The 26,623-nt window shown below is 65.8% G+C and carries 23 protein-coding genes; 10 read left to right on the top strand and 13 right to left on the bottom strand.

Annotated features, from left to right (window positions below; translation table 11 throughout):
* Positions 1-8 precede the first annotated feature (8 nt).
* Positions 9-833 carry an HDOD domain-containing protein gene (locus tag AC07NT_RS06270; RefSeq protein ID WP_498597300.1) on the bottom strand — a complete coding sequence of 275 codons (825 nt, stop codon included), beginning with the start codon at positions 831-833 and terminating at the stop codon, positions 9-11.
* Positions 834-1,037: 204 nt separating this feature from the next.
* Here AC07NT_RS06270 and AC07NT_RS06265 point away from each other — a divergent pair, with 204 nt between their 5' ends.
* Both AC07NT_RS06265 and AC07NT_RS06260 read left to right on the top strand, forming a co-directional pair.
* Complete coding sequence (locus AC07NT_RS06265; RefSeq protein ID WP_498597301.1) at positions 1,038-2,228, top strand: multidrug effflux MFS transporter; 1,191 nt, start codon at positions 1,038-1,040, stop codon at positions 2,226-2,228.
* Positions 2,229-2,517: 289 nt separating this feature from the next.
* Complete coding sequence (locus AC07NT_RS06260) at positions 2,518-3,114, top strand: hypothetical protein (protein WP_498597302.1); 597 nt, start codon at positions 2,518-2,520, stop codon at positions 3,112-3,114.
* A gap of 53 nt (positions 3,115-3,167) precedes the next feature.
* Here the strand turns inward: AC07NT_RS06260 and AC07NT_RS06255 are convergent, their stop codons facing one another.
* The gene (locus AC07NT_RS06255) at positions 3,168-4,076 is read right to left on the bottom strand and encodes an AraC family transcriptional regulator (RefSeq protein ID WP_498597303.1); all 909 of its coding nucleotides are present in this window, start codon (positions 4,074-4,076) and stop codon (positions 3,168-3,170) included.
* A 238-nt stretch (positions 4,077-4,314) separates the two neighbouring features.
* On the opposite strand from AC07NT_RS06255, the gene AC07NT_RS06250 reads away from it, so the two are divergent.
* Genes AC07NT_RS06250 through AC07NT_RS06240 form a run of 3 tightly spaced genes read left to right on the top strand, consistent with a single transcriptional unit; the run spans position 4,315 to position 8,085 of the window.
* Complete coding sequence (locus tag AC07NT_RS06250; protein WP_498597304.1) at positions 4,315-4,788, top strand: (2Fe-2S)-binding protein; 474 nt, start codon at positions 4,315-4,317, stop codon at positions 4,786-4,788.
* Between the two features lie 11 nt (positions 4,789-4,799).
* Positions 4,800-7,034 (top strand): xanthine dehydrogenase family protein molybdopterin-binding subunit, encoded by a 2,235-nt coding sequence (locus AC07NT_RS06245; RefSeq protein WP_498597305.1) that lies wholly within the window; start codon positions 4,800-4,802, stop codon positions 7,032-7,034.
* Positions 7,035-7,038: 4 nt separating this feature from the next.
* The gene (locus tag AC07NT_RS06240; protein ID WP_498597306.1) at positions 7,039-8,085 is read left to right on the top strand and encodes an XdhC family protein; all 1,047 of its coding nucleotides are present in this window, start codon (positions 7,039-7,041) and stop codon (positions 8,083-8,085) included.
* Here the strand turns inward: AC07NT_RS06240 and AC07NT_RS06235 are convergent, their stop codons facing one another.
* The 5 genes from AC07NT_RS06235 to AC07NT_RS06215 form a co-directional block, all read right to left on the bottom strand.
* Positions 8,086-8,352, bottom strand: coding sequence for a hypothetical protein (locus tag AC07NT_RS06235; protein WP_498597307.1), 267 nt, complete (start codon positions 8,350-8,352; stop codon positions 8,086-8,088).
* A gap of 40 nt (positions 8,353-8,392) precedes the next feature.
* Positions 8,393-9,229, bottom strand: coding sequence for an LOG family protein (locus tag AC07NT_RS06230; protein WP_498597308.1), 837 nt, complete (start codon positions 9,227-9,229; stop codon positions 8,393-8,395).
* 123 nt (positions 9,230-9,352) lie between these two features.
* The gene (locus AC07NT_RS06225) at positions 9,353-10,402 is read right to left on the bottom strand and encodes a cytochrome d ubiquinol oxidase subunit II (protein WP_498597309.1); all 1,050 of its coding nucleotides are present in this window, start codon (positions 10,400-10,402) and stop codon (positions 9,353-9,355) included.
* Positions 10,395-11,720, bottom strand: coding sequence for a cytochrome ubiquinol oxidase subunit I (locus AC07NT_RS06220; protein ID WP_498597310.1), 1,326 nt, complete (start codon positions 11,718-11,720; stop codon positions 10,395-10,397). The genes AC07NT_RS06225 and AC07NT_RS06220 overlap by 8 nt, the downstream gene beginning before the upstream one ends.
* A complete protein-coding gene (locus tag AC07NT_RS06215) occupies positions 11,707-12,297 on the bottom strand; it encodes a GbsR/MarR family transcriptional regulator (RefSeq protein ID WP_498597311.1) in 591 nt (196 codons plus the stop codon). Before AC07NT_RS06215 ends, AC07NT_RS06220 begins: the two co-directional genes overlap by 14 nt.
* Before the next feature lie 181 nt (positions 12,298-12,478).
* On the opposite strand from AC07NT_RS06215, the gene AC07NT_RS06210 reads away from it, so the two are divergent.
* Complete coding sequence (locus AC07NT_RS06210; protein WP_498597312.1) at positions 12,479-13,432, top strand: CysB family HTH-type transcriptional regulator; 954 nt, start codon at positions 12,479-12,481, stop codon at positions 13,430-13,432.
* A gap of 38 nt (positions 13,433-13,470) precedes the next feature.
* Positions 13,471-14,631 (top strand): pyridoxal phosphate-dependent aminotransferase, encoded by a 1,161-nt coding sequence (locus AC07NT_RS06205; protein ID WP_498597313.1) that lies wholly within the window; start codon positions 13,471-13,473, stop codon positions 14,629-14,631.
* A 22-nt stretch (positions 14,632-14,653) separates the two neighbouring features.
* On the opposite strand, the gene AC07NT_RS06200 is transcribed toward AC07NT_RS06205, so the two are convergent.
* The 3 genes from AC07NT_RS06200 to AC07NT_RS06190 form a co-directional block, all read right to left on the bottom strand.
* On the bottom strand, positions 14,654-15,373 hold the full coding sequence (locus AC07NT_RS06200; protein WP_498597314.1) for an anti-sigma factor: 720 nt from the start codon (positions 15,371-15,373) through the stop codon (positions 14,654-14,656).
* Entirely contained in the window at positions 15,370-15,939 is a 570-nt protein-coding gene (locus AC07NT_RS06195) for a sigma-70 family RNA polymerase sigma factor (RefSeq protein ID WP_498597315.1), read from the bottom strand. The genes AC07NT_RS06200 and AC07NT_RS06195 overlap by 4 nt, the downstream gene beginning before the upstream one ends.
* 80 nt (positions 15,940-16,019) lie before the next feature.
* A complete protein-coding gene (locus AC07NT_RS06190; RefSeq protein ID WP_498597316.1) occupies positions 16,020-16,415 on the bottom strand; it encodes a COG4315 family predicted lipoprotein in 396 nt (131 codons plus the stop codon).
* A 223-nt stretch (positions 16,416-16,638) separates the two neighbouring features.
* Between AC07NT_RS06190 and AC07NT_RS06185 the strand changes: the two genes are divergently transcribed.
* Both AC07NT_RS06185 and AC07NT_RS06180 read left to right on the top strand, forming a co-directional pair.
* Complete coding sequence (locus AC07NT_RS06185; RefSeq protein WP_498597317.1) at positions 16,639-17,100, top strand: methyltransferase family protein; 462 nt, start codon at positions 16,639-16,641, stop codon at positions 17,098-17,100.
* A 217-nt stretch (positions 17,101-17,317) separates the two neighbouring features.
* On the top strand, positions 17,318-18,136 hold the full coding sequence (locus AC07NT_RS06180; RefSeq protein ID WP_498597318.1) for a class I SAM-dependent methyltransferase: 819 nt from the start codon (positions 17,318-17,320) through the stop codon (positions 18,134-18,136).
* Between the two features lie 16 nt (positions 18,137-18,152).
* Here the strand turns inward: AC07NT_RS06180 and AC07NT_RS06175 are convergent, their stop codons facing one another.
* Positions 18,153-18,857, bottom strand: a complete 705-nt coding sequence (locus AC07NT_RS06175; RefSeq protein ID WP_498597319.1) for a Rieske (2Fe-2S) protein — start codon at positions 18,855-18,857, stop codon at positions 18,153-18,155.
* Between the two features lie 158 nt (positions 18,858-19,015).
* Here AC07NT_RS06175 and AC07NT_RS06170 point away from each other — a divergent pair, with 158 nt between their 5' ends.
* The gene (locus AC07NT_RS06170) at positions 19,016-21,658 is read left to right on the top strand and encodes a bifunctional diguanylate cyclase/phosphodiesterase (RefSeq protein WP_498597320.1); all 2,643 of its coding nucleotides are present in this window, start codon (positions 19,016-19,018) and stop codon (positions 21,656-21,658) included.
* A gap of 9 nt (positions 21,659-21,667) precedes the next feature.
* On the opposite strand, the gene AC07NT_RS06165 is transcribed toward AC07NT_RS06170, so the two are convergent.
* Both AC07NT_RS06165 and hrpA read right to left on the bottom strand, forming a co-directional pair.
* A complete protein-coding gene (locus tag AC07NT_RS06165; protein WP_498597321.1) occupies positions 21,668-22,549 on the bottom strand; it encodes a DMT family transporter in 882 nt (293 codons plus the stop codon).
* A gap of 117 nt (positions 22,550-22,666) precedes the next feature.
* Positions 22,667-26,557: an ATP-dependent RNA helicase HrpA gene (hrpA, locus tag AC07NT_RS06160; RefSeq protein ID WP_498597322.1), complete on the bottom strand. Its 3,891-nt coding sequence runs from the start codon at positions 26,555-26,557 to the stop codon at positions 22,667-22,669.
* Positions 26,558-26,623: the final 66 nt, after the last annotated feature.

Here is a 26,623-nt window from a genome sequence, read left to right as displayed (position 1 = left end):
CGCCGACCCTATTCGAGAAACAGCCGCGCCTCCTGGCTGGAGGCCCAGTCCACCGGCGCATGGGCCAGCACCACGCCCACGTCCAGGCCCAGGGCCAGGGCGGTCTTGTCGGGAAAGCTCACCGCAAGCTTGCGTTCCGTGTAGCCCATCTCGTGCGCTCGGCAACGCCAGGAAGCCACATGCAGGATGCCGGCCATGGGCTCGTAACCCTCGCGCTCGAAGGGCGCGTCCTGATGCTCCAGCGTCTCCACCAGCGCCTCGGGCAGGTGCCAGGCGCGCGCAAACGCGGCACCGACCTGGGCATAGCAGTAACCCAGCCGTTCGTGCTCGGCACGCGCCCTCTGGGGGGCGAAGACATCAATGCGCTGGTTGAGCAGCTCCATCTCCTTGGGCATGCCGCGGTGCATGACGAGTTCTCCCAGGGCATGGACCAGACCCACCGTATAGGGCGAGACCTCCACCTTCTTGGCCCGGGTCAGGAGCTGCGTCAGCCGTGCGGTGTCCAGGCTGTAGCGCCAGAACTGCTTCATGTCCACGCCGCCGACCTTGCGAAAGGCGCTGGCCATGGCGGCTTCGATGGTCATGTCGCGAACCGGACGCAGCCCCAGGATGGCCAGGGCTTCATTCACGGTCCCGACGCGGTGGCGCAGCTGGAAACGCGCGGAGTTGGCCGCCATCAGCAGGCGCGCGGTCATCACCGGCTCCACCGCCAGCAAGCTGCTGACACGCAGCGCGTCGGGCTCCGCGGCGTTGAGCTCGGTCAGCGCCAGCGCAATCACCCGGGGAATGCTGGGCAAGGCCACAGGTGAGGCAAGCAGGGACTGGATATCCATGTGAGGTCGTACCTGGCTGGGTCTGCATGTCGCCTCGTATGGCGTCGCGCCGGGGCCGGCGCAACGCTGACAAGGCCTTCTCGAAGCTTATCGCATCGCACCCGGGCACCCAACACGCTGGCCGACTATCATCGGTGCGATCACGCGAAAGCGTGAAAATGTTCTGCATTCCACCCCCCCTGCACGACCCATCCACAGGTTTTCATGACCAACAGCTTCCTGCGCGCCGCCCTCATCCTGGGCCTGCTCTCTGCGATCGGCCCCTTTGCCATCGACATGTACCTGCCCGCCCTGCCCTCCATCGGGCAGAGTCTGGACGCCTCCATCGGCGCCGTGCAGGCCAGCCTCATGGCCTTTTTCATCGCCCTGGGTGTGGGCCAGCTGATCTACGGCCCCGTCTCGGACCAGATCGGTCGCAAGCCGCCGTTGTACTTCGGCCTGGCGCTGTTCGCCGTCGGCAGCGTGGGCTGCGCGCTGGCACCCGACATCCACACACTCGTCGTCATGCGCTTCGTGCAGGGCCTGGGCGCCTGTGTCTGCACCGTGGTGCCGCGCGCTGTGGTGCGCGACCTCTACACGGGTGCCGACGCCCTGCGCCTCATGTCCATGCTCATGCTGGTCTTCAGCGTCTCGCCCATCCTGGCGCCGCTGGCCGGCAGCCTGCTGATCGAATGGCAAGGCTGGCGCAGCGCCTTCTGGTTCATGCTCGCCATCGGCGCCCTGGGCCTGATCCTGACGGCCACCCACATGAGCGAAACGCGGCCGCCTGAACAACGTGTCGGCAGCAGCTGGGGCCAGGCCTTCCGCGGCTACGCCACGCTGCTGCGCGACCGCCATTTCCTGGGCCTGGTCTTCATCGGCTCCTTCGGCATCGCCAGCTTCTTCGCCTACCTGGCCAACTCGTCTTTCGTGCTGATCGACCATTACGGCCTCACGCCGCGCCAGTACAGCATCGTGTTCGCGGCCAACGCGGCCTCCTTCATCGGCATGTCGCAGCTGACCGGCCGCCTGGGCAGGCGCTTTGGCCTCAAGCCCATGGTGCGTGTGGCCAGCCATGGCTACGCCGGGATCATGGCGCTGCTGCTTGCCTTCTTCCTGCTGGGTGGGGAAGCCCTGCCCGTGCTGCTGGCGCTGCTCTTCGTGGGCTACGGCTTCCTCGGGCTCATCATCCCCACCACTGCCATCCTGGCGCTGGAAGACCACGGCCCCATCGCCGGCACCGCCTCGGCCCTCATGGGCACGCTGCAGTTCGCCACGGGGGCCTCGGTCATGGCCGTGGTCGGTCTCTTCGTGGACGGCACAGCCCTGCCCATGGTGGCGGGCATCGCCGGCTCGGCGCTGATGAGCTGGTTGCTGGTGCGGGTAACGCTGGGCCAGGCCCTGCGGCGTCGCTGACTCCCATCGGGTTTCCCGAGGCAAGAAAAACCCACACGCGGCGGGTTGGTCCGGGTCAGCGTGAGCTGGCGCGGCAGGGCAGGTGTTGCGTCGCTTCAAGTACGGCCCGATTCGCCGGCACGCCGTCGGGCCCTGGCGTGCCTATCGTGTTAGCTCACCATGTCTGTTGCAACTGGGCAACTTTGCAGCAGCTCCAACCCCTGTCACTGCCATCCGGTCAGAACTTGCACGCAAAATAACAAGCAGGCTGCCATCGACAGCCCTACCTGACACAGGGAGACTGACTGCAATGAACCTTCACCGATACCTCGGGCTGCTTCTTGGCGCCCTCGTCCTTTCCGGATGCGCATCCATCCATCCGGCCGTCGACAACACCGCCGCACCCGTCGCCACCTCCGGCTATGTCGCAGGCGGCTTCAGCCGAAACAAGAGCAACGGCTTCGCGTTCATCATCCGCAGCCTCGATTCCGACAAGGAATACGGCATGTCCTTGGGCGAGGACTCTGCCCTTCCCTCCGAAGTCGACAACCAGGTCGTGGCGATCGCTTTGCCACCGGGTCGTTATGAAATCGCCCAATGGATGACCTATGCCACCTTGACCAAGGAAAAGATCAAGACGAGCCCGATGACGAACAAGTATCTTGCGGCACCGTTCACCGTCAAGGCCGGATCCGTCGTCTATCTCGGCGATTTTTCGCTCCAGACGACGCGCACCTACAGCTATCCGACCACGTACACCAACTGGTCTATCAGGCCGCAGCAGCTCACCACCTCCCTGGCCCGCAGAAAGTTCTACGCCACCTATCCGAAATTCGATCAGCTGACCGTCGAGTGCCGCCTCTGCCAGGAGACCTTCACCAATCCGGCCGGTCCCTCCAGCCAATGACCTGATTTTCGGCGCCAGCTTGTCCTGGCATGCAAATCACCGCAGCGCGTGACTCAGGCCAGGGCCTGCACCACCCCGCCGCCGGGCAGCTCGCGCATGCGCTTGATGTCGCGCTGCGGCGGCGCGCCGAACTGGCGGCTGTACTCGCGGTTGAACTGCGAGACGCTTTCGTACCCCACACGCACGGCCGTGCTGCTGGCGTCCAGCGCCTGGGTCAGCATGAGCTGGCGAGCCTCCTGCAGGCGCAGTTGCTTCTGGTACTGCAAGGGGCTCATGCCCGTGAGGCTGCGGAAGTGCTGGCGGAAGGTCGACGGGCTCATGTGGGCGCGCTCGGCCAGTTCGTCCATCAGCACGTCCTGGCTGAAGTGGGTCTTGAGCCAGGCGATGGCCTGTGCGACCTGGTGGCCCGGCGTGCCGGTAGCGATCTGCTGCCGCAGATAAGGCCCGTGCGGGCCGGTCAGCAAACGCACCATGATCTCCTGCTGGATCAAGGGCGCCAGCCGCGCGATATGCAGCGGCTCCTGCAGCAGCCGCACCAGGCGGATCACCGCGTCCAGCAGCGGCTCCTCCAGCGGGCCGAGCGACAGGCCCAGCACGGCCTGGTCGCGCGACAGCGGCGGCAGCTCCATGTCCGCAGCCAGTTGCACCAGGGCCCGCGTGTCCAGCTTGAGCAGCATGCCGAGAAAGGGCTGGGCCAAATCGGCCTGGGTAACCTGCGAAACCACGGGCAGGTCCACCGTCACCAGCAGGGACTGGCCGGGCGCGTAGTTCACCACCTGATCGTTCAGGGTCACCCGCTTGCTGCCCTGTGCCACGACCGCCAGGCCCAGCGTGTACATGCAGGCCAGCGGCTCGGTACGGCCGCTGCGCCGGGCCATCAGCAGCTGGGGTATGGCGGTCTGGTAATCGCCGTCATTTCGGGCAATCCGGCCGATTTCCTGGGCCAGGGTGTCTACGGTCATGGTGAAACTTTCAGGGTCTCGGAGGCAAATCGTCATCCCTCTGTCGCAGAGAAATGACGTGCGCACACTGTCGTGCTCCGCACTGTACCTCCCCCGGTTTTTCTTTGCCTGATTGGGGTGGCAGTCGATCAGAAAAGGCAAAAAATAGATTGAAAACGGCAAGCCCGCGACCAGACTAAGACGGACACTTCCGGCACCGATTCCCGAACGACCTTTACCCCAGGAGCATCGTCCCACCATGAGCACCCTCCACGTCAACGGCCGCGAGCATGCGCTCAACACCGACCCCTCAACCCCCATCCTCTGGGCCCTGCGTGACAACCTGGGCATGACCGGCACCAAGTTCGGCTGCGGTGCGGCACTCTGCGGCGCATGCACGGTGCACCTGAACGGCCAGGCCATCCGCTCCTGCGTCACCCCCGTCTCGGCGGCCCAGGGCGCGAGGATCACCACCATCGAAGCCGTCACCGATGGCAAGGACCGCGTCGGCGCCGCCGTGCACGCCGCCTGGGTCAAGCACGACGTCGCGCAATGCGGCTACTGCCAGAGCGGCCAGATCATGAGCGCTACCGCCTTCCTCAAATCCCTGCCACGCGGCAAGCAGCCCACAGCCGCCGAGATCGACAGCGCCATGGCCGGCAACATCTGCCGCTGTGGTACCTATGCCCGCATCCGCGCTGCCGTGGCCGATGCCGCCAAGACCCTCGCCTGAAGGAGCACCCCATGTTGCCCAACACCCTCGCCCAAGAAATGCCGCGCGCCCTGCAACACCTGCTGGCCCGTGACGAACAAAATGACGTTGCCACCCTGCCCCGCCGCAGCTTCCTCAAGCTTGCCGGGGCCGGCGGTCTGGCCCTGGGCCTCTACCCGAGCCTGGCCACCGCGCAGGCACCCGCCGCGGGCGGCCTCAAGCCTTTCGAACAACCCACGGCCTTCGTGCAGATCGCGGCCAACGGTGACGTCACCGTCACCATCAACCGCCTGGAGTTCGGCCAGGGCGTGCAAACCGCCCTGCCCATGATCCTGGCCGAAGAGCTGGACGCCGACTGGTCCAGGGTGCGCAGCCAGCACGGCAGCAACAACCCCGCCTACGCCGACCCGCTGTTCGGCATGCACCTCACCGGCGGCTCCACCGCCATCAAGCACAGCTACACCCAGTACCGTGAACTCGGCGCCCGTGCCCGCGCCATGCTGCTGACCGCCGCCGCCATGCAATGGAGCGTGGACGTGCAGAGCCTGCGCACGCAAGCCGGCTGGGTCCTCGGCCCCGGGGGCCGCAAGGCCAGCTACGGTGAACTGGCCGAAGCCGCCATGGCCCAGGCCGTGCCCGAGAAGGTCACGCTGAAAGACCCCAAGGACTTCCGCATCATCGGCAAGCCCACCGGCCGCCTGGACGCCAAGGCCAAGAGCAGCGGCCGCCAGAATTTCGGCATTGACGTGCGCCTGCCCGGCCAGCTCACGGCCGTGATCGCCCGCCCGCCGGTCTTCGGCGCCAAGATTGCCTCACTCGACGACAGCGCCGCGCGCGCGGTCGCCGGCGTGAAAGCCGTGCTGCGTGTACCGCTGGACCGCGGCGGTGAAGGCGTGGCCGTTGTGGCCGAAGGCTACTGGCCCGCCAAGCAGGGGCGCGACGCGCTCAAGCTGCAGTGGGACACCAGCGGCGTCGAGAAGGTGGACAGCGAAAAGCAGCTCGTTCAGTACCGCGAACTCGCCAAGCAGGACGGCCCACGCCACTTCGACGCAGACATGGCCCCGCTTGCCAACGCCCCGCACACCATCGAGGCCGAGTTCGTCTTCCCCTACCTGGCCCACGCCCCCATGGAGCCGCTGAACTGCACCGTGCAGATCGGTGACAACGGTGCCGAACTCTGGGTCGGTTCGCAGATGCCGGGCCTGGACGGCATGGCCGCCGCGCGCGTGCTGGGCTTCAAGCCCGAGCAGATCAAGGTCCATGTGCAGACCGCCGGTGGCGGTTTCGGCCGCCGTGCCATCCCCAGCAGCGAGTACGTGGTGGAGGCCTGTGCGATCGCCAAGGCCGCGCAAGCCGCCGGCCTCAAGGTGCCCGTGCGCACGCTCTGGAGCCGTGAGGACGACATCAAGGGCGGCTACTACCGCCCCATGCACCTGCACCGCGCTCGCGTCGGCTTCGACGCCCAAGGAAAGGTGCTGGCCTGGGACCACACCCTCGTCGGCCAATCCATCATCAGCGGCACCTTCTTCGAAGGCATGATGGTCAAGAACGGCATCGACGCCACCGCCATCGAAGGCATGCGCGAACCCTACCCCGTTCCGATGCGCCTCACCGTGCACCATCCCAAGCTCAACGTGCCCGTGCTCTGGTGGCGCAGCGTGGGTTCCACCCACACGGCCTATGTCATGGAGACGTTGATCGACGAGATCGCCCGCGCCACCAAGCAGGACCCGGTGGCCTACCGCCTGCAGCTCATCGGCGACAAGCATCCGCGTCACCGCGCCGCGCTGCAGCTGGCCGTGGACAAGAGCGGCTACGGCAAGAAGGCGCTGCCCAAGGGCCGGGCCTGGGGCGTGGCTGTGCATGAATCGTTCAACACCGTGGTCGCTTATGTGGTCGAAGCCTCGGTCAAGGACGGCCAGCCCGTGCTGCACCGCGTGACGGCCGGCGTGCACTGCAACCTGGTCGTGAACCCGCGCACCGTGGAAGCGCAGATCCAGGGCGCCGCCCTCATGGGCCTGGCCACCTGCCTGCCGGGTGCGGCCATCACGCTCAAGGACGGCGAGGTGCAGCAGAGCAACTTCGGCGACTACGCCGTGCCGCGGATCACCGACATGCCGCAGATCGCCGTGCACGTGGTGCCCAGCGCAGACGCGCCCACCGGCATGGGTGAACCCGGCCTGCCCCCGCTGGCCCCGGCCTTTGCCAACGCCATCGCGCGCCTGACGGGCAAGACACCGCGCGAGCTGCCCTTCAAGCTGGCCTGAGCCCATGGAGGATCTCGACACCCTGGTCCTGCGCACGGCGCAGCGCTGGCAGTCCGAGGGGCAGGCCGTGGTGCTCGTCACCGTGGCCCGCACCTGGGGCTCCTCGCCGCGCCCGCCCGGCTCGCTCATGGCCATCAACGGCCGTGGCGAGACCGTGGGCTCGGTCTCGGGCGGCTGCATCGAGGACGACCTGATCCACCGTATCCGCGAAGGCGGCGTGGAAGCGGCCATGGCCAGCACCGCGCCCACCGTGCTGCGCTACGGCATCTCGGCCGACCAGGCGCACCGCTTCGGCCTGCCCTGCGGCGGCACGGTGGAACTGGTGCTGGAGCGCGTGGCCCCGCACAGCCGTCTGGATGAACTCCTGCTCGCCTGCGAACGGCGGCAAAGCACCGAGCGTGTACTGGATATGAAGACCGGCGTGGTCACCCATAGACCCGGCCGACGCGACGGCGTGCCCTTGCTGGACGACACCACGTTGACCACCTACCTCGGCCCGCAAGCCCGCCTCATCCTCATCGGCGCGGGCGACCTCTCACGTTTCATGAGCCAGATGGCGCTGAGCCTGGGCTTCGAAGTCATCGTCTGCGACCCGAGCGAGGAACACCGGGCCAGCTGGGCCATGGACGGCGTGACCCTCACGCACGAGATGCCCGACGACCTGATCCTGCGCCTCAAGCCCGACGCCCGCACCGCCGTGGTCGCCCTCACGCACGACCCCAAGCTGGACGACCTGGCTCTCATCGACGCCCTGCAGTCCCAGGCCTTCTATGTGGGCGCCATCGGCTCGCGCCGCAACAGTGCCACGCGCCGCGAACGACTGCACGTGCATTTCGATATGTCGTATGAGGTACTGGACCGCCTGCACGGCCCGGCCGGGCTCTACATCGGCAGCAAGACACCAGCCGAGATCGCCCTGTCCATCATGGCCGAGGTGGTGGCAGTGAAAAACGGCGTGGCACTGGCCCAGCCCGTGCCCATCACCCAGGGCAAGATGGAGCAGGCCCTGCCCCTGGTCGACGCGGCCCTGGGCGCAGGCTGCGCGATCTGATCACATGAACTTCCACCGCAGCAGCAGGGCAGCCACCGCAGGTACACCAAAGAGCAGCAGGAAGATGGGCAGCTCTTCGGCTACCGCATAACCCGCCCGGGCCACGCCCACCCACATGTTTGCGCCCGTCAGGACGAGCCACAGGGCCAGGAACAGCGCCGTGGCGACGCTGGGGCCGCCCGGGTAGTTCGCGGTGAAGAGCTTGCCCAGGATGAGCGAGCCCGCGAGCAAGAGGAAACCTGCGAGCAGGAATAGACCGGTGCGCATGGGGTGCCTTTCTTTCGGGTGCGAATCAGAGGGGCAACGTTCAAGGCAGGGCGAGTCGCTTCTCCAGAAGCGGCAGCAGGTCCACCGCCCGCTCGATGTGCACGAAATGCTTGGTCACCTCGCCCGTGCGCACGGTGCCGCGGCGGACCATGTCGTCCAGGCGTTCGTAGAAACTCTTCCAGTGCACGTCCTTGTTGCCTATCAGGTAGATGGGCACGGGCTGCAGCTGGTCGCTCTTGGTCATCTCCAGGATCTGGAAGATCTCCCACTCGGTGCCGGTGCCGCCGGGGCCGACCACCACGGCCGCCGAGTGCAGGAACATGGCGTACTCGCGTAGGCCCACGCTCGAAAAGATCAGCCCATCGGTGATCAGATCGCTGCCCTTGTACTTCCAGAACACCTTGGTCGCGTCGCCGCGCGGCGGCGGGTCGTAATAGGTGGTGTAGCCGATGCTCGGGCCGCCGGCCTTCAAGGCCCCGCGGCTGCCGGCCTCCATCAGGCCCGGGCCGGCGCCCGTCATGATGGGGTAACGGCTGCCGTGCTTGCGGGTCCAGGCCTCGGCAAAGGCCATGACGTCGGCGTAGAGCGCATCGTTCTGCTGGGCCAGGGCCGGGTCGGCCAGCTTGTTGCTCTCGGCGATGCGCGAGCTGCCGTAGATGGATACAAATCCATTCGGGTACTTGGCCGCCTTGAAGGCCTGGGCGCAGCGCAGGTCGCGGCTCAGCTCATCCACGCTGAGCTTGTTGTCCACGCCTTTGTAGGGCCCGGTGTAGCTGGCGTTCGGCAACACGCTGGTGCAGGGCATGGTGCTCGCGCACCCGGTCAGGACGATGGCACAGGCCAGCATGGGCAGGCGCCAGAACAGCAGCAGATTCATCAGACACTCCCGTTTCAAGGATGCAGGTGCAACTTGCAACCCGCCGAAAAGGCGAAGCAAGCTCTGTACCCATTTCAGCAGCTCCGACAACGGCGGTCAAGGCGCCGTGCGCAGGTCCGACCCTTAGTATTTCAGCGCCGTGCTCTTGCCCCAGAACACGCGGTAGGCGTACACCGTGTAGCCGATGATGACCGGCAGTACGACCGCCACGCCGTAGAAGATCACCAGCAGCGCTTCCGGCGAACTGGCGGCCTGCCAGACCGTGAGCCGGTCCACCACCAACCAGGGGAAGAGGCTGTAGCCCAGGCCGTAGAACGCCAGCAGGAACACGCCTACCGTACAGGCAAAAGGCACAGCTGCGCCGTACTGGTTGCCTTGTTCCAGGCGCAGAGGCATGCGCTTCAGACTGCGTGCAATCACCACGAACAAGGCCAGAGTCACGGCGGGAATTGGCAACAGCAGCACCACGTTGGGAAAGCTGAACCACTTGTCGAAGATGCGTTCGCTCACCCAGGGGGTAGCCATGGAAATGGCCGCCACCCCCGCCGCGGTCAGCCACAGGCTGCCCTGCGCCCAGCGCACGGCTTTGAGCTGCAGCGCGCCCTCCGTCTTCATGATGAGCCAGCCCGCTCCCAGCAGGCAGTAGGCCGCCACCAGGCACAGACCGATCAGTGCCGCAAACGCGCGGCTGCCCCGGTCGGTCGCAAAACCGGTGACCAGACTGCCCAGCATGAAACCCTGCGACCAGGACGCCAGCAGCGAGCCCGCGTAAAACGCGCGGTCCCATAGGGGCTTGTGCTCGGCACGTGCCTTCACACGGAAGTCAAACGCCACGCCACGCAGTGTCAACGCCACCAGCATCAGCGCCACCGGCAGGTACAGCGACCCCAGGATCACGCCGTGCGCCAACGGAAAACCCACCAGCAGCACCCCCACGCCCAGCACTAGCCAGGTCTCGTTGGCGTCCCAGAAAGGGCCGATGCTCGCGATCATCGTGTCCTTCTGCGCTTCGTCGTCCGCACGCCGCAGCAGCACGCCTACCCCAAGGTCATACCCGTCCAGGATCACATAGGCCAGCATGGCCAGGGCCATCACCAGCGCAAAAACCAAGGGCAACCAGCCCGCGGGCTGGCTCAGGTCGGGCACGGCCAACGCGTTCGTGGCATCAAGCATGGCTCACCTCCATCTCGGTCTTGGCGGCCTTGCGCGCCAGATAGAACACCACGCTCACATACGCCGTCAGCAAGACCGCGTAGAGCATCAGGTACATCGCCAGCGTGAACGCAATGTTGTGCGCCGGAATCTGTGAAGCCGCTTGCGCGGTCTTCAGCACGCCCTGCACCAGCCAGGGCTGGCGCCCGATCTCGGTCACGTACCAGCCTGCGAGCAGCGCAACCCATCCCGAGAAGGTCATGCCCACCAGCACCCGCGCCAGCCAGGGCTGCAGCCCGCGCTGGCGCACCTGCCACGCGCCCAGCCAGCTCACGGCCAGCATCAACAAGCCCACCCCCACCATGGTGCGGAAGGCCCAGAACACCGGCGCCACGGGCGGATGCTCCTGACCGAAGTCCTTGAGCCCCCGGATCTCGCCGTCCCAGTCGTGCTTCAGGTACAGGGAAGCCAGCTTCGGGATGGCCACCTCGTACCTGTTGCTCTGCGTGGCCTGATCCGGCAGGGCAAACAACACGGCAGGCGCGCCCTTCTGCGTCTCCCAGATACCCTCCATGGCCGCCAGCTTGGCCGGCTGATGCTCCAAGGTGTTCAGTCCGTGCATGTCCCCGACCCAGATCTGCACCGGGATCAGCAAGGCCGCGACATACAGGCCCGTGCGCAGGCTGGCCTGCACCGTCGCGCCCTTGTCACCCTTGAGCCAGCGGTAGGCGCTCAGGCCGGCGAGCAGGAAGGCCACGGTAAGACCAGAGGCAATCAGCATGTGCGTCATGCGATAGGGGAAGGACGGGTTGAAGATCACCGCCATCCAGCTCGTCACATGCGCCTTGCCGTCGACCATCTCGAAGCCCGCTGGCGTGTGCATCCAGGAGTTGAGAGCCAGGATCCAGAAGGCCGAGGCCGTGGTCCCCGCAGCCACGAGGAAGGTGGCGATGGTGTGCACCCTTTCGCTCACCCGGCCGCGCCCGAAGAGCATGATGCCCAGCATCGTCGCCTCCAGAAAAAACGCCGTCAGCACCTCATAGGCCAGCAGCGGCCCAGCCACATTGCCCACGGTGTTCATGAAACCCGGCCAGTTGGTGCCAAACTGGAAGCTCATGGTGATGCCGCTGACCACCCCCAGCGCAAAGGTCAAGGCAAAGACCTTGACCCAGAACTGGTAGGCGTCCATCCAGTGCGCCTGGCCTGTGGCGTTGAAGCGTGTCTTGAAGAACAGCAGCACCCAGCCCATGCCGATGCTGACCGTCGGGAAGAGGATGTGGAAGCTGATGTTGGCCGCAAACTGGATGCGCGCCAAAACCACCGGGTCAAGACTGTCCATGCTCAGTCCCTTCGCTCGCCGTCTTGGCCGGACCGAACACGTTTTTCACACGGTCTTTCAGCTCCAGCAGCTTCTGCACCTTGGCCCCCATCTGCATCAGGCTGACCAGGGTGTCGGAGTCCATCTTCTGCACATCGTCGAGCCAGTTCGTCATGAGCTCGATGAAGCTGTGCATCTGTTTCATGCGCTCCTGCGCGTGAATGTCGTCGGCAGTCGCAGGCTGCTCCATCAGCGCATCGCGCAGCATCGACAGCGTCGGGTCGATCTCGCGCTTGCGCCGCTCATTGGCCAGCGTGCGGAAGATGGCCCACACATCCTCGGGTGCCTGGAAGTATTCGCGCCTGTCGTTGGGCCGGTGGATCAGGCGCACCAGGTTCCACGACTGCAACTCCTTGAGCCCCATGCTCACGTTGGAGCGAGAAAAAGCCAAGGCCTCCCCGATCTCGTCCGCGTTCAGCGCCTGAGCCGACACATACAACAGTGCGTAGATCTGCCCCACCGTGCGATTGATGCCCCAGCGGCTGCCCATTTCACCGAAATGCAGTACGAAACGCTGCGTGAGAGGTGGAAGCTTCATGCGTGGCCTTTCTGAGTTTTCAGTATTTTCTGAAATATCAGGAACTCATGAATAGAAGGACCAGAGACCTTGACTTCCATCAAGGGTTATTGCACCCCACGAACGGCGGCGAACTGCGGACGCACACGTACTTATAGATACTCAGAGGCATAATAAAACCCGGTTTTATCCGGAATTCACCATGAACCTGCACCAATTCCGCTTCGTCCAGGAAGCGGCACGGCACAACCTGAACCTGACCGAGGCGGCCAAGGCCCTGCACACCTCGCAGCCGGGCGTGTCCAAGGCCATCATCGAGCTCGAAGAAGAACTGGGCATCGACATCTTCGCCCGCCACGGCAAACGCCTCAAGCGCATCACCGAACCCGGCCAGGCCGTGCTCAAGAGCATCGAGCTCATCATGCGCGAAGTGGGCAACCTGCGCCGCATCGGCGAGCAGTACAGCGCGCAGGACAGCGGCACGCTGTCCATCGCCACCACCCACACCCAGGCGCGTTACGTGCTGCCCGAACCCGTGGCCAAGCTGCGTGCGGCCTGGCCCAAGGTCAACCTCTCGCTGCACCAGGGCAACCCCGACCAGGTGGCCCGCATGCTGATCGACGAGATCGCCGAGATCGGCATCGCCACCGAATCCCTGGCCGACTACGACGAGCTCGTCACCCTGCCCTGCTACGAATGGCAGCACGTGCTGGTGCTGCCGGCCAGCCACCCGCTGGCCGCCAAGGAACGCCTGAGCCTGGAAGACCTGGCCACCGAACCGCTGATCACCTACCACCCCACCTTCACCGGTCGCACCCGCATCGACCAGGCCTTTGCCCAGCGCAAGCTCAACCCGCGCATCGTGCTTGAAGCCATCGACTCCGACGTCATCACCACCTATGTGAAGCTCGGCATGGGTCTGGGCCTGGTGGCCGAGATGGCCGTGCGCAACATGCCCGTGCTGGCCGGCACAGAGGAACTGGTGGTGCGCCCCCTGGGCCACCTCTTCGGCAAGAACGTCACGCGCGTGGCCTTCAAGAAGGGGGCCTACCTGCGCAACTTCGTCTACGAATTCGCCGAGCTGCTCAGCGAACGCCTGCAGCGCGAGCTGGTGGCGCGCGTCATGCGCGGCGAACACACAGACTACGAACTCTGAAACTGCGGCCCCACACCGCCCAACGATCTGCGACGACCATGAGCACACCCCGCACGCCCGCCCTCAAGAGCCGACTGCCCAACGTGGGCACCACCATCTTCACCGTCATGTCCGCCCTGGCCACGGAAAAAGGCGCGGTCAACCTGGGCCAGGGTTTCCCGGACTTTGAGGGCGACCCGCGTCTGGTGGACGCGGTCACCAAGGCCATGCACGATGGCCTGAACCAGTACCCGCCCATGACCGGTGTGCCCGCTCTGCGCGAAGCCATCGCCAAGAAGGTGGAAGCCATCTACGGCCACCGCTACGACGCCAACACCGAGATCACCATCACCGCCGGCGCCACCCAGGCCATCCTGACCGCCATCCTGGCCATCGTGCACCCCGGTGACGAAGTCATCGTGCTCGAGCCCTGCTACGACAGCTATGTGCCCAACATCGAACTGGCCGGCGGCCTGGTGGTGCGCGTACCGCTCACGCCCGGCACCTTCCGCCCGGACTTCAGCAAGATCGCCGCGGCCATCACGCCCAAGACCCGCGCCATCCTCGTCAACAGCCCGCACAACCCCAGCGGCATGGTCTGGACGAAAGAGGAAATGCTGCAGCTGCAGGAGCTGCTGGCCCCCACAAACATCTTCGTCATCAGCGACGAGGTCTACGAACACATGGTGTTCGATGGCAAGCAGCACGAGAGCGCGGCGCGTTTCCCCGGCCTGGCCGCGCGCAGCTTCATCGTCAGCAGCTTCGGCAAGACCTACCACGTCACCGGCTGGAAGGTCGGCTACGTGGCCGCACCCGCGCCGCTGACAGCCGAGTTCCGCAAGGTGCACCAGTTCAACGTCTTCACCGTCAACACCCCGGTGCAACACGGCCTGGCCGCCTACATGGCGGACCCCAAGCCCTATCTGGAACTGCCCGCCTTCTACCAGCGCAAGCGCGACCTGTTTCGCGAGGGGCTGAAGAAGACCAAGTTCCGCATGCTGCCCGGCCAGGGCACCTACTTCCAGTGCGTGGATATCTCGGCCGTGAGCGACCTGAACGAGGCCGAGTTCTGCAAGTGGCTCACCACCGAGATCGGCGTGGCCGCCATTCCCCTCTCGGCCTTCTATGGCAACGGCTTCGACCAGAAGGTCGTGCGCTTCTGCTTCGCCAAGAAGGATGAAACACTGAACACCGCATTGGAGCGGCTGGCCCGGCTCTGAAGGCCGTTCGCTCCGAGTCCGCTCAACGCCAGAGCTTTCCGCACAGCCCGCGGTAGACAAAGGGCTGTGTGGGTGCGCTGGGTTGCGTGCCCAAAGGCTCCAGCGAAACGGCCAGCTCCACCGCCGGGAAAAACACCTGCTCCGCAGTTTCGCTCAGCGTCAGATGGGTCCACTTCCCGTTGGGCATGGCCCCCAGAGCGGCCACCACGCCCGCCTTGTCGATGCGCCACAGGTACAAGGTCTGCCCCTGCGGCACGTCGATCGGCGTGACCTGCTTGATGTCGACCACCTTGCCCCGCCGCAAGCTGGAGATGATCAGGCCCGGCTGTCCCTGCGCGGTCGCCAGCACGCCCACATAACTGTCGGGCAAGGCCATGTCACGCTGGGAGTCGCTGTGGGCCTGCCACATGACCGGCAGTAGGGTGCCCATCAACAGGCCCAGGGCCAAGGCCCCCGCAGGTGCCGGCGCCAACAGGCGGCGCCACCAGGAAGGCGCTGGTGCCGCGGGGGCGGCGTTTGTCGCCCGCACTATCCTCCCCCACAGCGCCGCGCTGGGCGCCTGGGCCGGCAAAGCACGGTGCAGCGGCGCCAGACGCTCCGTCCAGTCGTTCACCGCGGTCACCAGCGCAGGCTGGCGCCGCATCACGGCCTCAAAGCGCTGGCGCGCCCGGCCCCGCAAGGTGCCCGCCACATAGGCCGCGGCCAGCTGTTCAATGGCCGATGGATTCCGGTACCAGTTCATGCCAGTGCCTCCATGCAGCCTTTGAGTCGCATCAGACTGCGCCGTGTCCAGGCCTTGACGGTACCCAGCGGCCGCTGCATGCGCAGGGCAATCTCGGGCTGGGTCAGACCGTCGTAAAAAGCCAGCAGCAACGCCCGCTTGGGCTCGGGTTCCAGGGCATCCATGCAATGCCCAAGTTGCGCACCGTCTTCATGCGCCAGCAGCTGCTCCATGGGTGAGCCACTTTCATCCTGTATATCGTGCGACTGCTCTTCGCCGTTCTCGTCCTGCCAATACAGGGGCTGTTCGGGCTTGCGTTTGCGCAGCAGATCGATGGCCCGGTTGCGGGTCACGACGCACAGCCAGGCCAGCGTCAGGCTCTGCCCGGGCGCCGCTGCGGCGGTTTGGTTCCAGACCGTGACAAACACCTCTTGCAGCACATCCTCGGCCATGGCGCGGTCTTGCGTCACGCGCAGGGCCACCGCCATCAGCCGGCCGACGACCAGCCGGTATAGAGATTCAAACGCCTTGGCATCGCGCAGCGTTATGCGCGCCAGCAGTTGGCGAACTTCATCACGGTCATCCATGGCTGGCGTTCCCCGGGGCGGCATTGTGGCCGGAGCATACCGTACAGGCATGCACCAGCCACGCCCCGCGCCCGCTGCGCTCAATACGCCGACTTGGGGGCGGATTGGGCCACGGGCTTGGCGGAAATCACGTGCCACACGCCGCCTTTGCCATCGCCATTGCGCTCACCGGCCTTGGTGTCTCCCGCAAAGTAATACAGCGGCTTGCCGTTCACCGTCCATTGACGTGTGCCGTTGGCGTCGATCAGGCCGAACTCACCCTTGGCCACCGCGTCGGGCTTGGCGACGAAAACCGGCCACAGCGCCAGGCAGCCAGCACCGCAATTGCTCTTGTTGGCTTCGTCCTTGTCAAAGGTGTAGACCGTGCGGCCTGCCGCGTCCGTCAGCACACCATCACGCATGACCGGCTGCGCCTGCACGGCACCCGCAACCAGCACGGAGAACGCAAAGGCGGCAAAGAGAGAGCTTTTGTTCATGATTCATCTTCCTGAAGGGTTGGTTGGGGGATCGCACCATTGCGTCCCACCTTCAGAACGGAACGAATTGGCGTTTGGATGCAGGGGGTTGAAAAAATACTCCAGATTCCTGCCGCCCGGCCAAACTCCCGGTGGCCCTGCAACGCCCCAGGCTTAAACTGCCTGCCTGGAACGGAAACCCTGAGCACGGCACTGGAATGCCTGGCCCCAAGTGAGATTGAACATGAACGAACGTCAACGCGTATGGCTCGGTTCCGGGCTGGTGCTTTTGCAATTCGGCCTGCTGGCGGTGCTGGCCCTGCTGGCCTGGCCCACCGCAGAGAACGGGGCCATCCCGCTGGAAGCCTGGGCTGCGGCCGCGGCGGCCCTGCTGCTGTTCGGCTGGACCCTGCGCGCCAACCGCCTGGGCAACTTCAACATCCACCCGCGCCCGCGCGTAGGCGGCACCCTGGTCACCACAGGGCCTTACGGCTGGATCCGCCACCCCATGTACACCGCCTTCTTGCTCGGCGCCTGGGCCCTGGCCTGGACCGCCGGCAGCGGCGAAGCCTGGCTGGCCTGGTGGGCCCTCTCGCTGGTGCTGTGGTTCAAGTCCACGCTGGAAGAACGCTGGATGCTGGCACAGCATCCAGGCTATGAGCACTACCGCGAGCAGACCAAGCGCTTCGTTCCCTGGATCTACTGATCTTTGCGCCAAGCGATGCGGCCTTGAGTCCGCTTCCGCTCACCTGGTCGGAAAGCACGGGGAGAAAACAGCTGGGCGACGTTGACGGGGCTGGATTGCGCGTCCAGAATGGCCCATCGTCACCCAAGCCAAGCTGGTGATGAACTCGATGGAGATGCCTGGACCACTCTGGAATAGCGAGTCAAGGGCTCCCGTTCCGGGCTTACAAGGGGCTCTCATGGCTGAAAGCGACAAGGTGTTCGCGGGCTCGATCCCGAAGCTCTACGACACGCTGATGGTCCCCCTGATCTTCGAGGCCTATGCCGCCGACCTCGCGCAGCTGGTAGCCAGCTCTTCGCCCGGCTCGGTACTCGAAACGGCGGCTGGCAGCGGCGTGGTCACCCGCCTGCTTGCGCCCCAGCTCAAGCCCGACACCCGCTACGTGGTGACTGACCTCAACCAGCCCATGCTCGACTACGCCGCCGCCCGGCAGGGGCCGGACAGCCGCATTGAATGGCGGCAGGCGGACGCGCTCGAACTGCCGTTCGAAGACGCCTCGTTCGACATCGTGTTCTGCCAATTCGGTGCCATGTTTTTTCCCAACCGGGTTGCCGGCTACACCGAGGCGCGTCGCGTGCTGAAACCGGGCGGGCGTCTTATCTTCAGTGTCTGGGACCGCATCCAGGAGAACGCCTTTGCCGACGACGTCACCAACGCGGTCGCTTCAGTGTTTCCGCAGGACCCGCCGCGTTTCCTCGCCCGCACGCCGCACGGTTATCACGATACCTCTGTGATCCGCGAGGAAGTGCATCGCGCAGGCTTTACCGACATCACGATCGAGACGCGCGAAAAGGTCAGTCGCGCGGCCTCGGCACGCGCCGCCGCTACTGCCTATTGCCAGGGCACGCCGCTGCGCAACGAAATCGAGGCGCGCGACGCCAGCCTGCTTCAGGTCGCGACGGATCGCGCGGCGGAGGCGATCGCCCGCCGCCATGGCGAGGGACCGGTGGCCGGGAAGATTCAGGCACATGTGATCACGGCGACCACCCAGCATTAGGTGGATAAACAACCACTCAGCACTGAATCGGATTCCTGCAAAACTTTTCCAGCTCCCGCACCGCCGCCTTGCCGGCCACCGCGTTCTTCGCCTTCGGCCCCACGTCCAGGCTCAGCTTGAACTCGTATTTTCGGAAGAAGTCATCGAACAACTCGCCGCCCAGCGTGGCATAGGCCGTCAAGGTATCGGCCTTGGCGTCATGCTCCAGCAGCACGGCACATAAAGGCTGCTCGGCCGGGCCGTTGAGCACGCGGGCACCCTGGGCCGGGTCGTACTGGCTGTGTTCGGCGCAGCAGTGGATCAGGTTGTCGGCCACGCCCTTCTTGGCCTTGCTCTTGCGAAAGCTGATGAAGCTCACCTGCTGCGTGGGGTAGACCAGCTGGTGCGCACAGATGGCGCTGAAGGCAACGATATTGCGCTGCGGCCCCACGCCGCCGGGCCAGACATAGCTGTCTTTGCTTCTTGTGCTCAGCGGCTGGGGCTGCGCAGGTTTGCCCAGGTTGAGCAGGAAAACCGGGGTGGCTTCGAAGGGGTAGTGGAAGACGTAGTTGGTCTGGGCCTGGAGCTGGCTGGCCTTGAGCGGGTCGCCGTACTCGTTGGTGAGCAGTACGCGGGCGTAGGCCTTGGGTTTGGCGTCGGCCGCGAAGGCCGGCAGCGCCAGGCCCGCGCCCAGGCAGGCGACACTGGTGGAACAGGTTTCGACGAACTGGCGACGGTCCATGCGGGCTCCTGTGCGGTCAGGGAGGAACGTCGTCATTTATCCACCGGCCTCAGCCGCTGTCAAGTCGGCACCACAGCGCAGCTTGACACGGTGGGAGCCCTTGGTGAAGATGACCCCGGGAGCACTCATAAAAACACCTACTCCAGCCTGTCTGCCGCATGAAAGTACTCTCGAAAAGTGAAAGTCTGGTCGTCCGGACCCGGTTTTCACAGGCCCTGCTGACCGGGCTGGTGGTGGCGGGCCTGGTGATCACGCTGATCACCGTCCTGTCCATCGTCCATGACCGGCGCGAATCCGAGGCCGTGGCGCGGCAAAACGACCTGAACATCAACGTGGCCGTGCACGTGCAGGCCGAGCTGATCTTCGACCAGGCCTACTACAGCGTCAAGGCAGCTGCGCAGGACCTGGCCGAGACGCGGGACCCGGCCAAGACCCTGCAGTCGCTGCGCGTCGCCATGCGCTACGACCCGGTGTCGCGTTTTCTCTTCGTCAAATCGGGCGACCAGCTGCTGACCGTGGACCGCGAGGGCAAGCCGACCCGCGAAGTCAACGCGCTGCTGGGCAAGGTCCCCACCGTCACCAGCGGGATGACACCCGTGCTGCTGCCCACGCTGACCGATGAACCCACCGGCACGCAATACCTGACCCTGCTGATTTCCTCTGAGCCTAGCAAGCAGCCGCCCCTGACCTTCGGCTCGCTGGTCCCGGTGACCAAGTTCAACGAATACGCGCTGGGCGCCGGCCAGCGCATCACCAGTGGCGAGGGCCTGTTCCTGCTGGACGGCACGGTGATCGTGCGCAGCTCCACGGGCAGCGCCGCGCGCCGTGCACCCCTGGGGCGCAAGACAGCCGCGGGCGAGACCGTGGCCCAGCTGGCGGCCACCCAGTACAACGGCGACTTCACCAGCAAGGGCCTGTCCGGGCAGGACCTCACCGGCACCTTCAGCCGTTCCCGTCGCTACCCCTTCATTGCAGCCAGTGCCCAGAGCACCGACCTCTACCTGGCGCCCTGGCGCGAGCGCAGCTACGGCAAGGCGGCGGCGCTGCTGCTGGCCCTGGCCGCGATGGCGCTCGGCGCGGGCATCCTGTCACGGGCCAATGCCTCGCTGGCGACCAGCGAGCGTCTGTACCGGCGCCTGTTCGACGACGTGGACGAAATGATTGCCGTGTTCCACCCGGACGGCAAGGTGGTCAGCCTCAACGCCAGCGCCATGGCCCGGCTGGGTTTCAAGCGCCCGGAAGAAGCCATCGGCCAGAACGTGATGACCCTGCTGCGGCCCAGCGACGGGGAAGCAGCCGCACGGGCGCGGCTGGACCGCGTGCTGCAGGGCGAGCACCTGCGGTACGAGGTCACCCTCGGCCTGGCCGGCGGTGATCAGCAGGTGGATTGCGTGATGAGCGTGAGCACCTTCACGTTGAACCGCGAGCGGCTGCTGATGGCGGTGGCCCGCGAGATCACGCAGGAGAAGCGGCATCTGCGCCAGCAGGAATACCTGGCCAACCACGACCCGCTGACCGGCCTGCCCAACCGCCACAACCTGCTGCGGGTGCTGGACTGCCAGATCGAGGACCAGGCCAAGACGCCCATCCACCTGGTGCTGATCAACCTGGCCCGCTTCCGCGAGATCAACGAAGGCTTCGGCCCGCGCACGGGGGACGCCGTGCTGGAGATCAGCACGCAACGCCTGTCCAAGGCGCTGGCAGCCCAGGGCTGGACGCTGACGCGGCTGGGCGGCGCCGATTTCGTGGCCTACGCCATCGATGTCCAGGCGCCGGAGCTGGAACTGGTTCGGCAGCTGATCTTCCAGGTCCTGCAGGAGCCCGTGCACATGGAGGGCACCGAGGTGCAACTGCATGCCCGGCTGGGTTTCTCTCGCTACCCGGACGACGCGCTGGACGCCAGCCAGCTGCTGCGTTGCGCCGAACTGGCGGCCACCCACGCCAGGGCCGGCATGACCAACTGGGCCAGCTACGACCGCAACCTGGACAAGTCACCCGGCCACGACCTCAAGATCCGCACCGACCTGGCCAACGCCATACGCGACGACCAGTTGCAGCTCTATTTCCAGCCCAAGGTCTGGCTGCATGACGGCAGCCTGGCCGGTGCCGAGGCGCTGCTGCGCTGGAAGCACCCCAGCCTGGGCTGGATCCCGCCGGTGGAGTTCATCCCCCTGGCCGAATCCACCGAGCTCATCCACGCGCTCACGCGCTGGGTGCTGGGCAAGTCGCTCGACCAGATCCAGCAGTGGCAGCGCACGGGTCGCGCCATCTCGGTCGCCGTGAACATCAGCGCCAACAACCTGCAGGACCCGGATTTCAACGCCTATGTGATGGACCTGCTGCGCCGCAAGGATGTGGACCCTGCCCTGCTCGACCTCGAAGTGACCGAGGGGGCGCTGGTACAGAACCCCGAGATCGTGCTGCGCCGGCTGGAAGAGCTGCGCCAGATCGGCATGGGCCTGTCCATCGACGATTTCGGCACGGGCTTCTCCAGCCTCTCCTATGTGAGCCAGTTCCCCTTCACGTCCATCAAGATCGACCGCAGTTTTGTCGCCTCGCTGCTCAGCAGCGAGAAGGACCGCGAGGTGGCACTGGTGGCCATTTCCCTGGGCAAGAAGCTGCAGCTCAAGACCATCGCCGAAGGCGTGGAAGACGAGGCCACGGCGCGCGAACTGCGCAAGCTCGACTGCGATATCGGGCAGGGTTATCTGTACGGCAAACCCATGCCCATCGATGACTTCAACGCCTGGGTGGAACGCCACGAGGCCGAACGCGTCACGCGCACCCTGCGTGTCGCCTGAGGCCGAGGGTCAACGGCGCGCTTCGCGCCGCGCGATCCACAGCGTGGAGCCCGCGATGATGACCCCGCCGATCAGCGAATGGCTGGTAGGCACATCGGCAAACACCAGCCAGCCCATGAGCGCGGCCCAGACCAGGTCCAGGAACTTCACGGACTGCGTGGCCGAGATGTCGGCCACGGTGTAGGAGCGCATGAGCAGGTAATGCGCGGCGCTGCCCAGCAGGCCGCAGAGCATGTACCCGGCCCACTGCGCCGCCGTGGGGGCCTGCCAGTCGAGCAGGGCCAGGGGCAGGCTCAACAGGGTCACGGTGATGGCCTGCCATAGCACGATGACCCCGGGCGACTCATAACGCGTGAGCGCCTTGCTGATGAGGAAGGAGGCCGCGAACATGGGCGCCGTCGATAGCATGACCAGGTTCCACCAGCCGCCCGCCCCCGTCAGGTTGGGCCCCACGACCATGAGCACGCCCGCAAAGCCGATGCCCGCGGCCAGCCAGCGCTCCCAGCGCATGGGTTCGCGCAGGAAGAGCCAGGCGCCGAGCATGATGAAGATGGGTGTGGTGAAACCCATGGCCGTGGTGTCGGACAGCGAGATGTGCGGGATGGCCGAGAACCAGATGGCCAGGCCCGTGGTGTGCACGAAACCGCGCACGAACTGCCCCTTGATGTTGCGCGGCATCCAGGCCGCCAGCCCGCTGCGCAGCACCAGGGGGGCCAGCACGATGACGCCGCAAAGGTAGCGCAGGAACTGCGATTGCAGCGGCGGGATCTGCGTGGTGAGGTAACGCGTCATGGTGTTGAGCAGCACGAAACACAGGCCCGCCGCCACCGACCACAGCAGGCCCTGCACCGTGGGGTCGAGCCGGCCCGCGCGGTGCCGCGTCAGGTCCATGCGCCGCCGCCAGGGGCTACGGTGTGGTTTGAGTTTGTGTTGCCCCTTGACGCGCATGACCTGAGTTTAGTAGGAATGCTTAGTATTTGCGTCGCGGCTGGGACTGAAGCCTGGGCTTCAACTCGTGATCTGTGCCCAGCTTTTATCCAACCGTTTGATACTGACCGGTTGCGGCGTGCGCAGCTCCTGTGCAAAAAAGCTCACACGCAGCTCTTCGAGCAGCCAACGGAATTCCTGCAGACGGTCGTCCATCACGCCCTTGCGTTCGGCCACAAGGCGCCAGTAACGCTGCTCCTGCGGGCGCAGCTCGGCCAGGCGGGCCGCGTCGCGGGCCGGGTCGGCACGGTACTTGTCCAGGCGGGCCGTGATGGCCTTGAGGTAGCGGGCAAAGTGCTGCAGCTGCGGCCAGGGTGTCTGCGCGATGAAGCGTTTGGGCATGAGACGCTGCAGCTGCTGCGCGCAGTCGGCCGTGGCGTCGGGTGCATTTTTCGTGTCCTTGATCTTGCGCGCCGCGGCGGCGTATTCGATGAGGATCACGCCGGCCAGGCGCGCGACTTCGTTGGCGATCAGGGTCAGGCGGCCCCGGCCCTCCTCCAGCCGCTTCTTGAAATCGAATTCATGGGTGGGCAGCGGATCAAGCAGGAAGGCACGGTCCAGCGCCACGTCGATGATCTGGGCACGCAGCTCTTCCATGGTCCCCAGCGGCATATAGGCCACGGCCATCTTCTGCAGATCGGGGATGTTCTTTTCCAGGTACTTGAGTGCGTCCTTGATCTGCAAGGCGAACAGGCGCCGCAGGCCACCGCGGTGTTTGGCGGCGGCCACCTCGGGTTCGTCGAAGACCTCGATACCCACGGCCTCACCCTGGTCCACCAGGGCCGGGAAACCGATCAGCGTCTGCCCGCCCTTGCGGATCTCCATGAGTTCGGGCAGTTCGCCGAAGGTCCAGGCCGTATAGCGTTGATCGGCCGGCACGGCAGCGGGAGCCGGGACCGGTTTGCCGGCGCGGCTCACCGCGGGCTGGGGCTGGCCGGTTTCAGCCGCCGCCGGTTTGTCCTCGGCGGCCGGGGCCAGCTTGAGCCCGGCCAGCGCCTGGAAGGCGCCGCGCGCCTGGGCGCCGAGCTCGGCCTTGAGCGCACCGAGGTTGCGACCCGTGCCCATCTGGCGGCCATGCTCGTCCACGATACGGAAGTTCATGAACAGGTGCGGGCTCAGCATGTCGAGCTTGAAGTCTGCACGCTTCACATCCAGGCTGGTGATATCACGCACCTGTTTGAGCAGCGCGTCGGTCAGGCCGCCGCGCCCGAAGGCCTCGGGCGCGCCCATCGTCTCAGCCAGCCTGGCCGCCGATTCCGGTAGCGGCACGAAACGGCTGCGCGGGCGTTGCGGCAGGCTCTTGAGCAGGGCCTGGATCTTGTCCTTCAGCATGCCGGGCACCAGCCACTCGCAACGCTCTTCGTTGACCTGGTTCAGCACGAAGAGCGGCACGCTCACGGTGAGGCCGTCTTTGGGATCCCCCGGCTCGTGCAGGTAGGTCGCCGCGCAGTCGATGCCCCCCAGGCGCAGGGTCTTGGGGAAGGCGTTGCTGGTGATGCCCGCGGCCTCGTGCCGCATGAGCTCCTCGCGCGTGAGCTTGAGCAGCTCCGGATTCTTTTTGCTCTCCTCGCGGTACCAGCGCTCGCACTCGAAACCGCTGCAGATGTGGGCCGGCAACTGCTGGTCGTAATAGGCGTAGATGAGCTCGTCGTCGACCAGCACGTCCTGCCGGCGTGACTTGTGCTCCAGCTCCTCGACCTGGCGGATCAGTTTCTCGTTCGCGGCGACGAAAGGCAGCTTGGTCTCCCACTCACCGCCCACGATGCCTTCGCGAATGAAGATCTCGCGCGCGGCCACCGGGTCCACGCGACCGTAGTTCACCCGGCGACCGCTGTAGACCACGATGCCATAGAGCGTGGCGCGCTCCAGCGCCACCACCTCGGCGGCCTTCTTCTCCCAATGTGGGTCCAGCAGCTGCTTCTTGAGCAGGTGGCCGGCCACCTGTTCGATCCAGCCGGGCTCGATGTTGGCGATACCGCGGCCGAACAGGCGCGTAGTCTCCACGAGTTCGGCGACCACGATCCAGCGGCCCGGCTTCTTGCTCAGGTGCGCGCCAGGATGGCGATGGAACTTGATGCCGCGTGCGCCCAGGTATTCACCGGCGCTGGCCTCTTCCTCGAGCTTGCAGCCCACGTTGCCGAGCAAACCGGCCAGCATGGACAGGTGCAGCTGTTCGTAGCTCGCGGGCGCGCTGTTGATCTGCCACTTGTGTTCAGTCACCACGGTCAGCAACTGGCTGTGGATGTCGCGCCATTCGCGCACGCGGCGGATGTTGACGAAGTTCTGACGCAGCAGCTGCTCGTACTGGCGGTTGGACAGCTTGTGTGTGCCCGGCGTACCGGCGGGGTGGGCGTGCTTGTCGCCGCGCGCGTCGTTGATCCACTTCCAGAGCTTGAGGTAACCCGTGAACTCGCTCTTCTCGTCATCGAACTTGGCGTGGGCCTGGTCGGCCTGGGTCTGCATCTCCATGGGGCGATCGCGCACGTCCTGCACGGAAAGCGCCGAGGCGATGATCAGCACCTCCTCCAGCGCACCGCGGGCCTTGGCCTCCAGGATCATGCGGCCCACGCGTGGGTCCAGCGGCAGCTTGGCCAGTTCGCGCCCCATAGGCGTGAGCTCGTTCTGCTCGTCCACAGCGCCCAGTTCGGCCAAGAGCTGGTAGCCGTCGGCGATCGCCCGGCCCGAGGGCATTTCGACGAAGGGGAAATCCTCCACCACGCCGAGGTGCAGGGACTTCATGCGCAGGATGACACCGGCGAGCGAGGAGCGGAGGATTTCGGGGGTGGTGAAACGCTCGCGCCCCGCAAAGTCTTTCTCGTCGTAAAGGCGGATGCAGATGCCGTTGGCCACGCGGCCGCAACGACCGGCACGCTGGTTGGCGGCGGCCTGGCTCACCGGCTCGACCATCAGCTGCTCGACCTTGCTACGGAAACTGTAGCGTTTGACGCGGGCCGTTCCGGCGTCGATCACGTAACGGATGCCGGGCACGGTCAGGGAAGTTTCGGCCACATTGGTGGCCAGCACGATGCGCCGGCCGCTGTGGCTGTCAAAGACACGGTCCTGTTCGGCCTGGCTCAGGCGCGCGAAAAGCGGCAGCACCTCGGCGTTGCGTGTGAGGACGTTGTGGCTCAGGTGCTTGCGCAGGTGGTCGGCGGCCTCGCGGATCTCGCGCTCACCCGGCAGGAAAACCAGGATGTCGCCGGCTGCGTTGCCGGCCCAGAGTTCATCCACCCCGTCCGCGATGGCGTCGTTGAGGTCGTGTTCGCGGCTTTCCTCGAACGGCCGCCAGCGCTGCTCGACGGGAAAGGTGCGGCCCGAGACCATGATGACCGGGGCCGGCCCCTTGCTCGATGCGAAGTGCTGGGCAAAACGGTCAGCGTCGATGGTGGCCGAGGTGACGACGATCTTGAGGTCGGGCCGGCGCGGCAGGATCTGGCGCAGGTAACCGAGCAGGAAGTCGATGTTGAGGCTGCGCTCGTGCGCCTCGTCGATGATGATGGTGTCGTAGGCCTGCAGCAGCGGGTCGGTCTGGGTCTCGGCCAGCAGGATGCCGTCGGTCATGAGCTTGACGGAGGCGTCCTTGGACAGGCGGTCCTGGAACCGCACCTTGTAGCCCACGACCTCACCCAGCGGGGTCTTGAGTTCTTCGGCAATGCGTTTGGCCACCGAGCTCGCGGCGATACGGCGCGGCTGGGTGTGGCCGATCAGCCGGCCGCGCTGGCCCGCCGGGTAGTTGAGCTTGCCCCGCCCCATGGCCAGAGCGATCTTGGGCAGCTGCGTGGTCTTGCCCGAGCCGGTCTCGCCACAGACGATGATGACCTGATGCTGCTGCAACGCGGCCGTGATTTCGTCGCGTTTGGCCGACACCGGCAGCGCTTCGGGGAACTCGATTTTCAGGGGGGAGGAACTCAAGGCACCAACTTCATGGAGAATCGGCGATTATCCCAGTCTCCAACACCCTTTCCGCCCTGCCCCAAC

The organism is Hylemonella sp. GW821-FHT10B10 (genome assembly GCF_059415585.1).
This window is presented reverse-complemented; position numbering and strand designations above follow the sequence as displayed.

Coding starts and splice junctions, on each gene's coding strand:
- AC07NT_RS06270 (WP_498597300.1), bottom strand. CDS start 833: ATGGATATCCAGTCCCTGCTTGCCTCACCTGTGGCCTTGCCCAGCATT.
- AC07NT_RS06265 (WP_498597301.1), top strand. CDS start 1,038: ATGACCAACAGCTTCCTGCGCGCCGCCCTCATCCTGGGCCTGCTCTCT.
- AC07NT_RS06260 (WP_498597302.1), top strand. CDS start 2,518: ATGAACCTTCACCGATACCTCGGGCTGCTTCTTGGCGCCCTCGTCCTT.
- AC07NT_RS06255 (WP_498597303.1), bottom strand. CDS start 4,076: ATGACCGTAGACACCCTGGCCCAGGAAATCGGCCGGATTGCCCGAAAT.
- AC07NT_RS06250 (WP_498597304.1), top strand. CDS start 4,315: ATGAGCACCCTCCACGTCAACGGCCGCGAGCATGCGCTCAACACCGAC.
- AC07NT_RS06245 (WP_498597305.1), top strand. CDS start 4,800: ATGTTGCCCAACACCCTCGCCCAAGAAATGCCGCGCGCCCTGCAACAC.
- AC07NT_RS06240 (WP_498597306.1), top strand. CDS start 7,039: ATGGAGGATCTCGACACCCTGGTCCTGCGCACGGCGCAGCGCTGGCAG.
- AC07NT_RS06235 (WP_498597307.1), bottom strand. CDS start 8,352: ATGCGCACCGGTCTATTCCTGCTCGCAGGTTTCCTCTTGCTCGCGGGC.
- AC07NT_RS06230 (WP_498597308.1), bottom strand. CDS start 9,229: ATGAATCTGCTGCTGTTCTGGCGCCTGCCCATGCTGGCCTGTGCCATC.
- AC07NT_RS06225 (WP_498597309.1), bottom strand. CDS start 10,402: ATGCTTGATGCCACGAACGCGTTGGCCGTGCCCGACCTGAGCCAGCCC.
- AC07NT_RS06220 (WP_498597310.1), bottom strand. CDS start 11,720: ATGGACAGTCTTGACCCGGTGGTTTTGGCGCGCATCCAGTTTGCGGCC.
- AC07NT_RS06215 (WP_498597311.1), bottom strand. CDS start 12,297: ATGAAGCTTCCACCTCTCACGCAGCGTTTCGTACTGCATTTCGGTGAA.
- AC07NT_RS06210 (WP_498597312.1), top strand. CDS start 12,479: ATGAACCTGCACCAATTCCGCTTCGTCCAGGAAGCGGCACGGCACAAC.
- AC07NT_RS06205 (WP_498597313.1), top strand. CDS start 13,471: ATGAGCACACCCCGCACGCCCGCCCTCAAGAGCCGACTGCCCAACGTG.
- AC07NT_RS06200 (WP_498597314.1), bottom strand. CDS start 15,373: ATGAACTGGTACCGGAATCCATCGGCCATTGAACAGCTGGCCGCGGCC.
- AC07NT_RS06195 (WP_498597315.1), bottom strand. CDS start 15,939: ATGGATGACCGTGATGAAGTTCGCCAACTGCTGGCGCGCATAACGCTG.
- AC07NT_RS06190 (WP_498597316.1), bottom strand. CDS start 16,415: ATGAACAAAAGCTCTCTCTTTGCCGCCTTTGCGTTCTCCGTGCTGGTT.
- AC07NT_RS06185 (WP_498597317.1), top strand. CDS start 16,639: ATGAACGAACGTCAACGCGTATGGCTCGGTTCCGGGCTGGTGCTTTTG.
- AC07NT_RS06180 (WP_498597318.1), top strand. CDS start 17,318: ATGGCTGAAAGCGACAAGGTGTTCGCGGGCTCGATCCCGAAGCTCTAC.
- AC07NT_RS06175 (WP_498597319.1), bottom strand. CDS start 18,857: ATGGACCGTCGCCAGTTCGTCGAAACCTGTTCCACCAGTGTCGCCTGC.
- AC07NT_RS06170 (WP_498597320.1), top strand. CDS start 19,016: ATGAAAGTACTCTCGAAAAGTGAAAGTCTGGTCGTCCGGACCCGGTTT.
- AC07NT_RS06165 (WP_498597321.1), bottom strand. CDS start 22,549: ATGGACCTGACGCGGCACCGCGCGGGCCGGCTCGACCCCACGGTGCAG.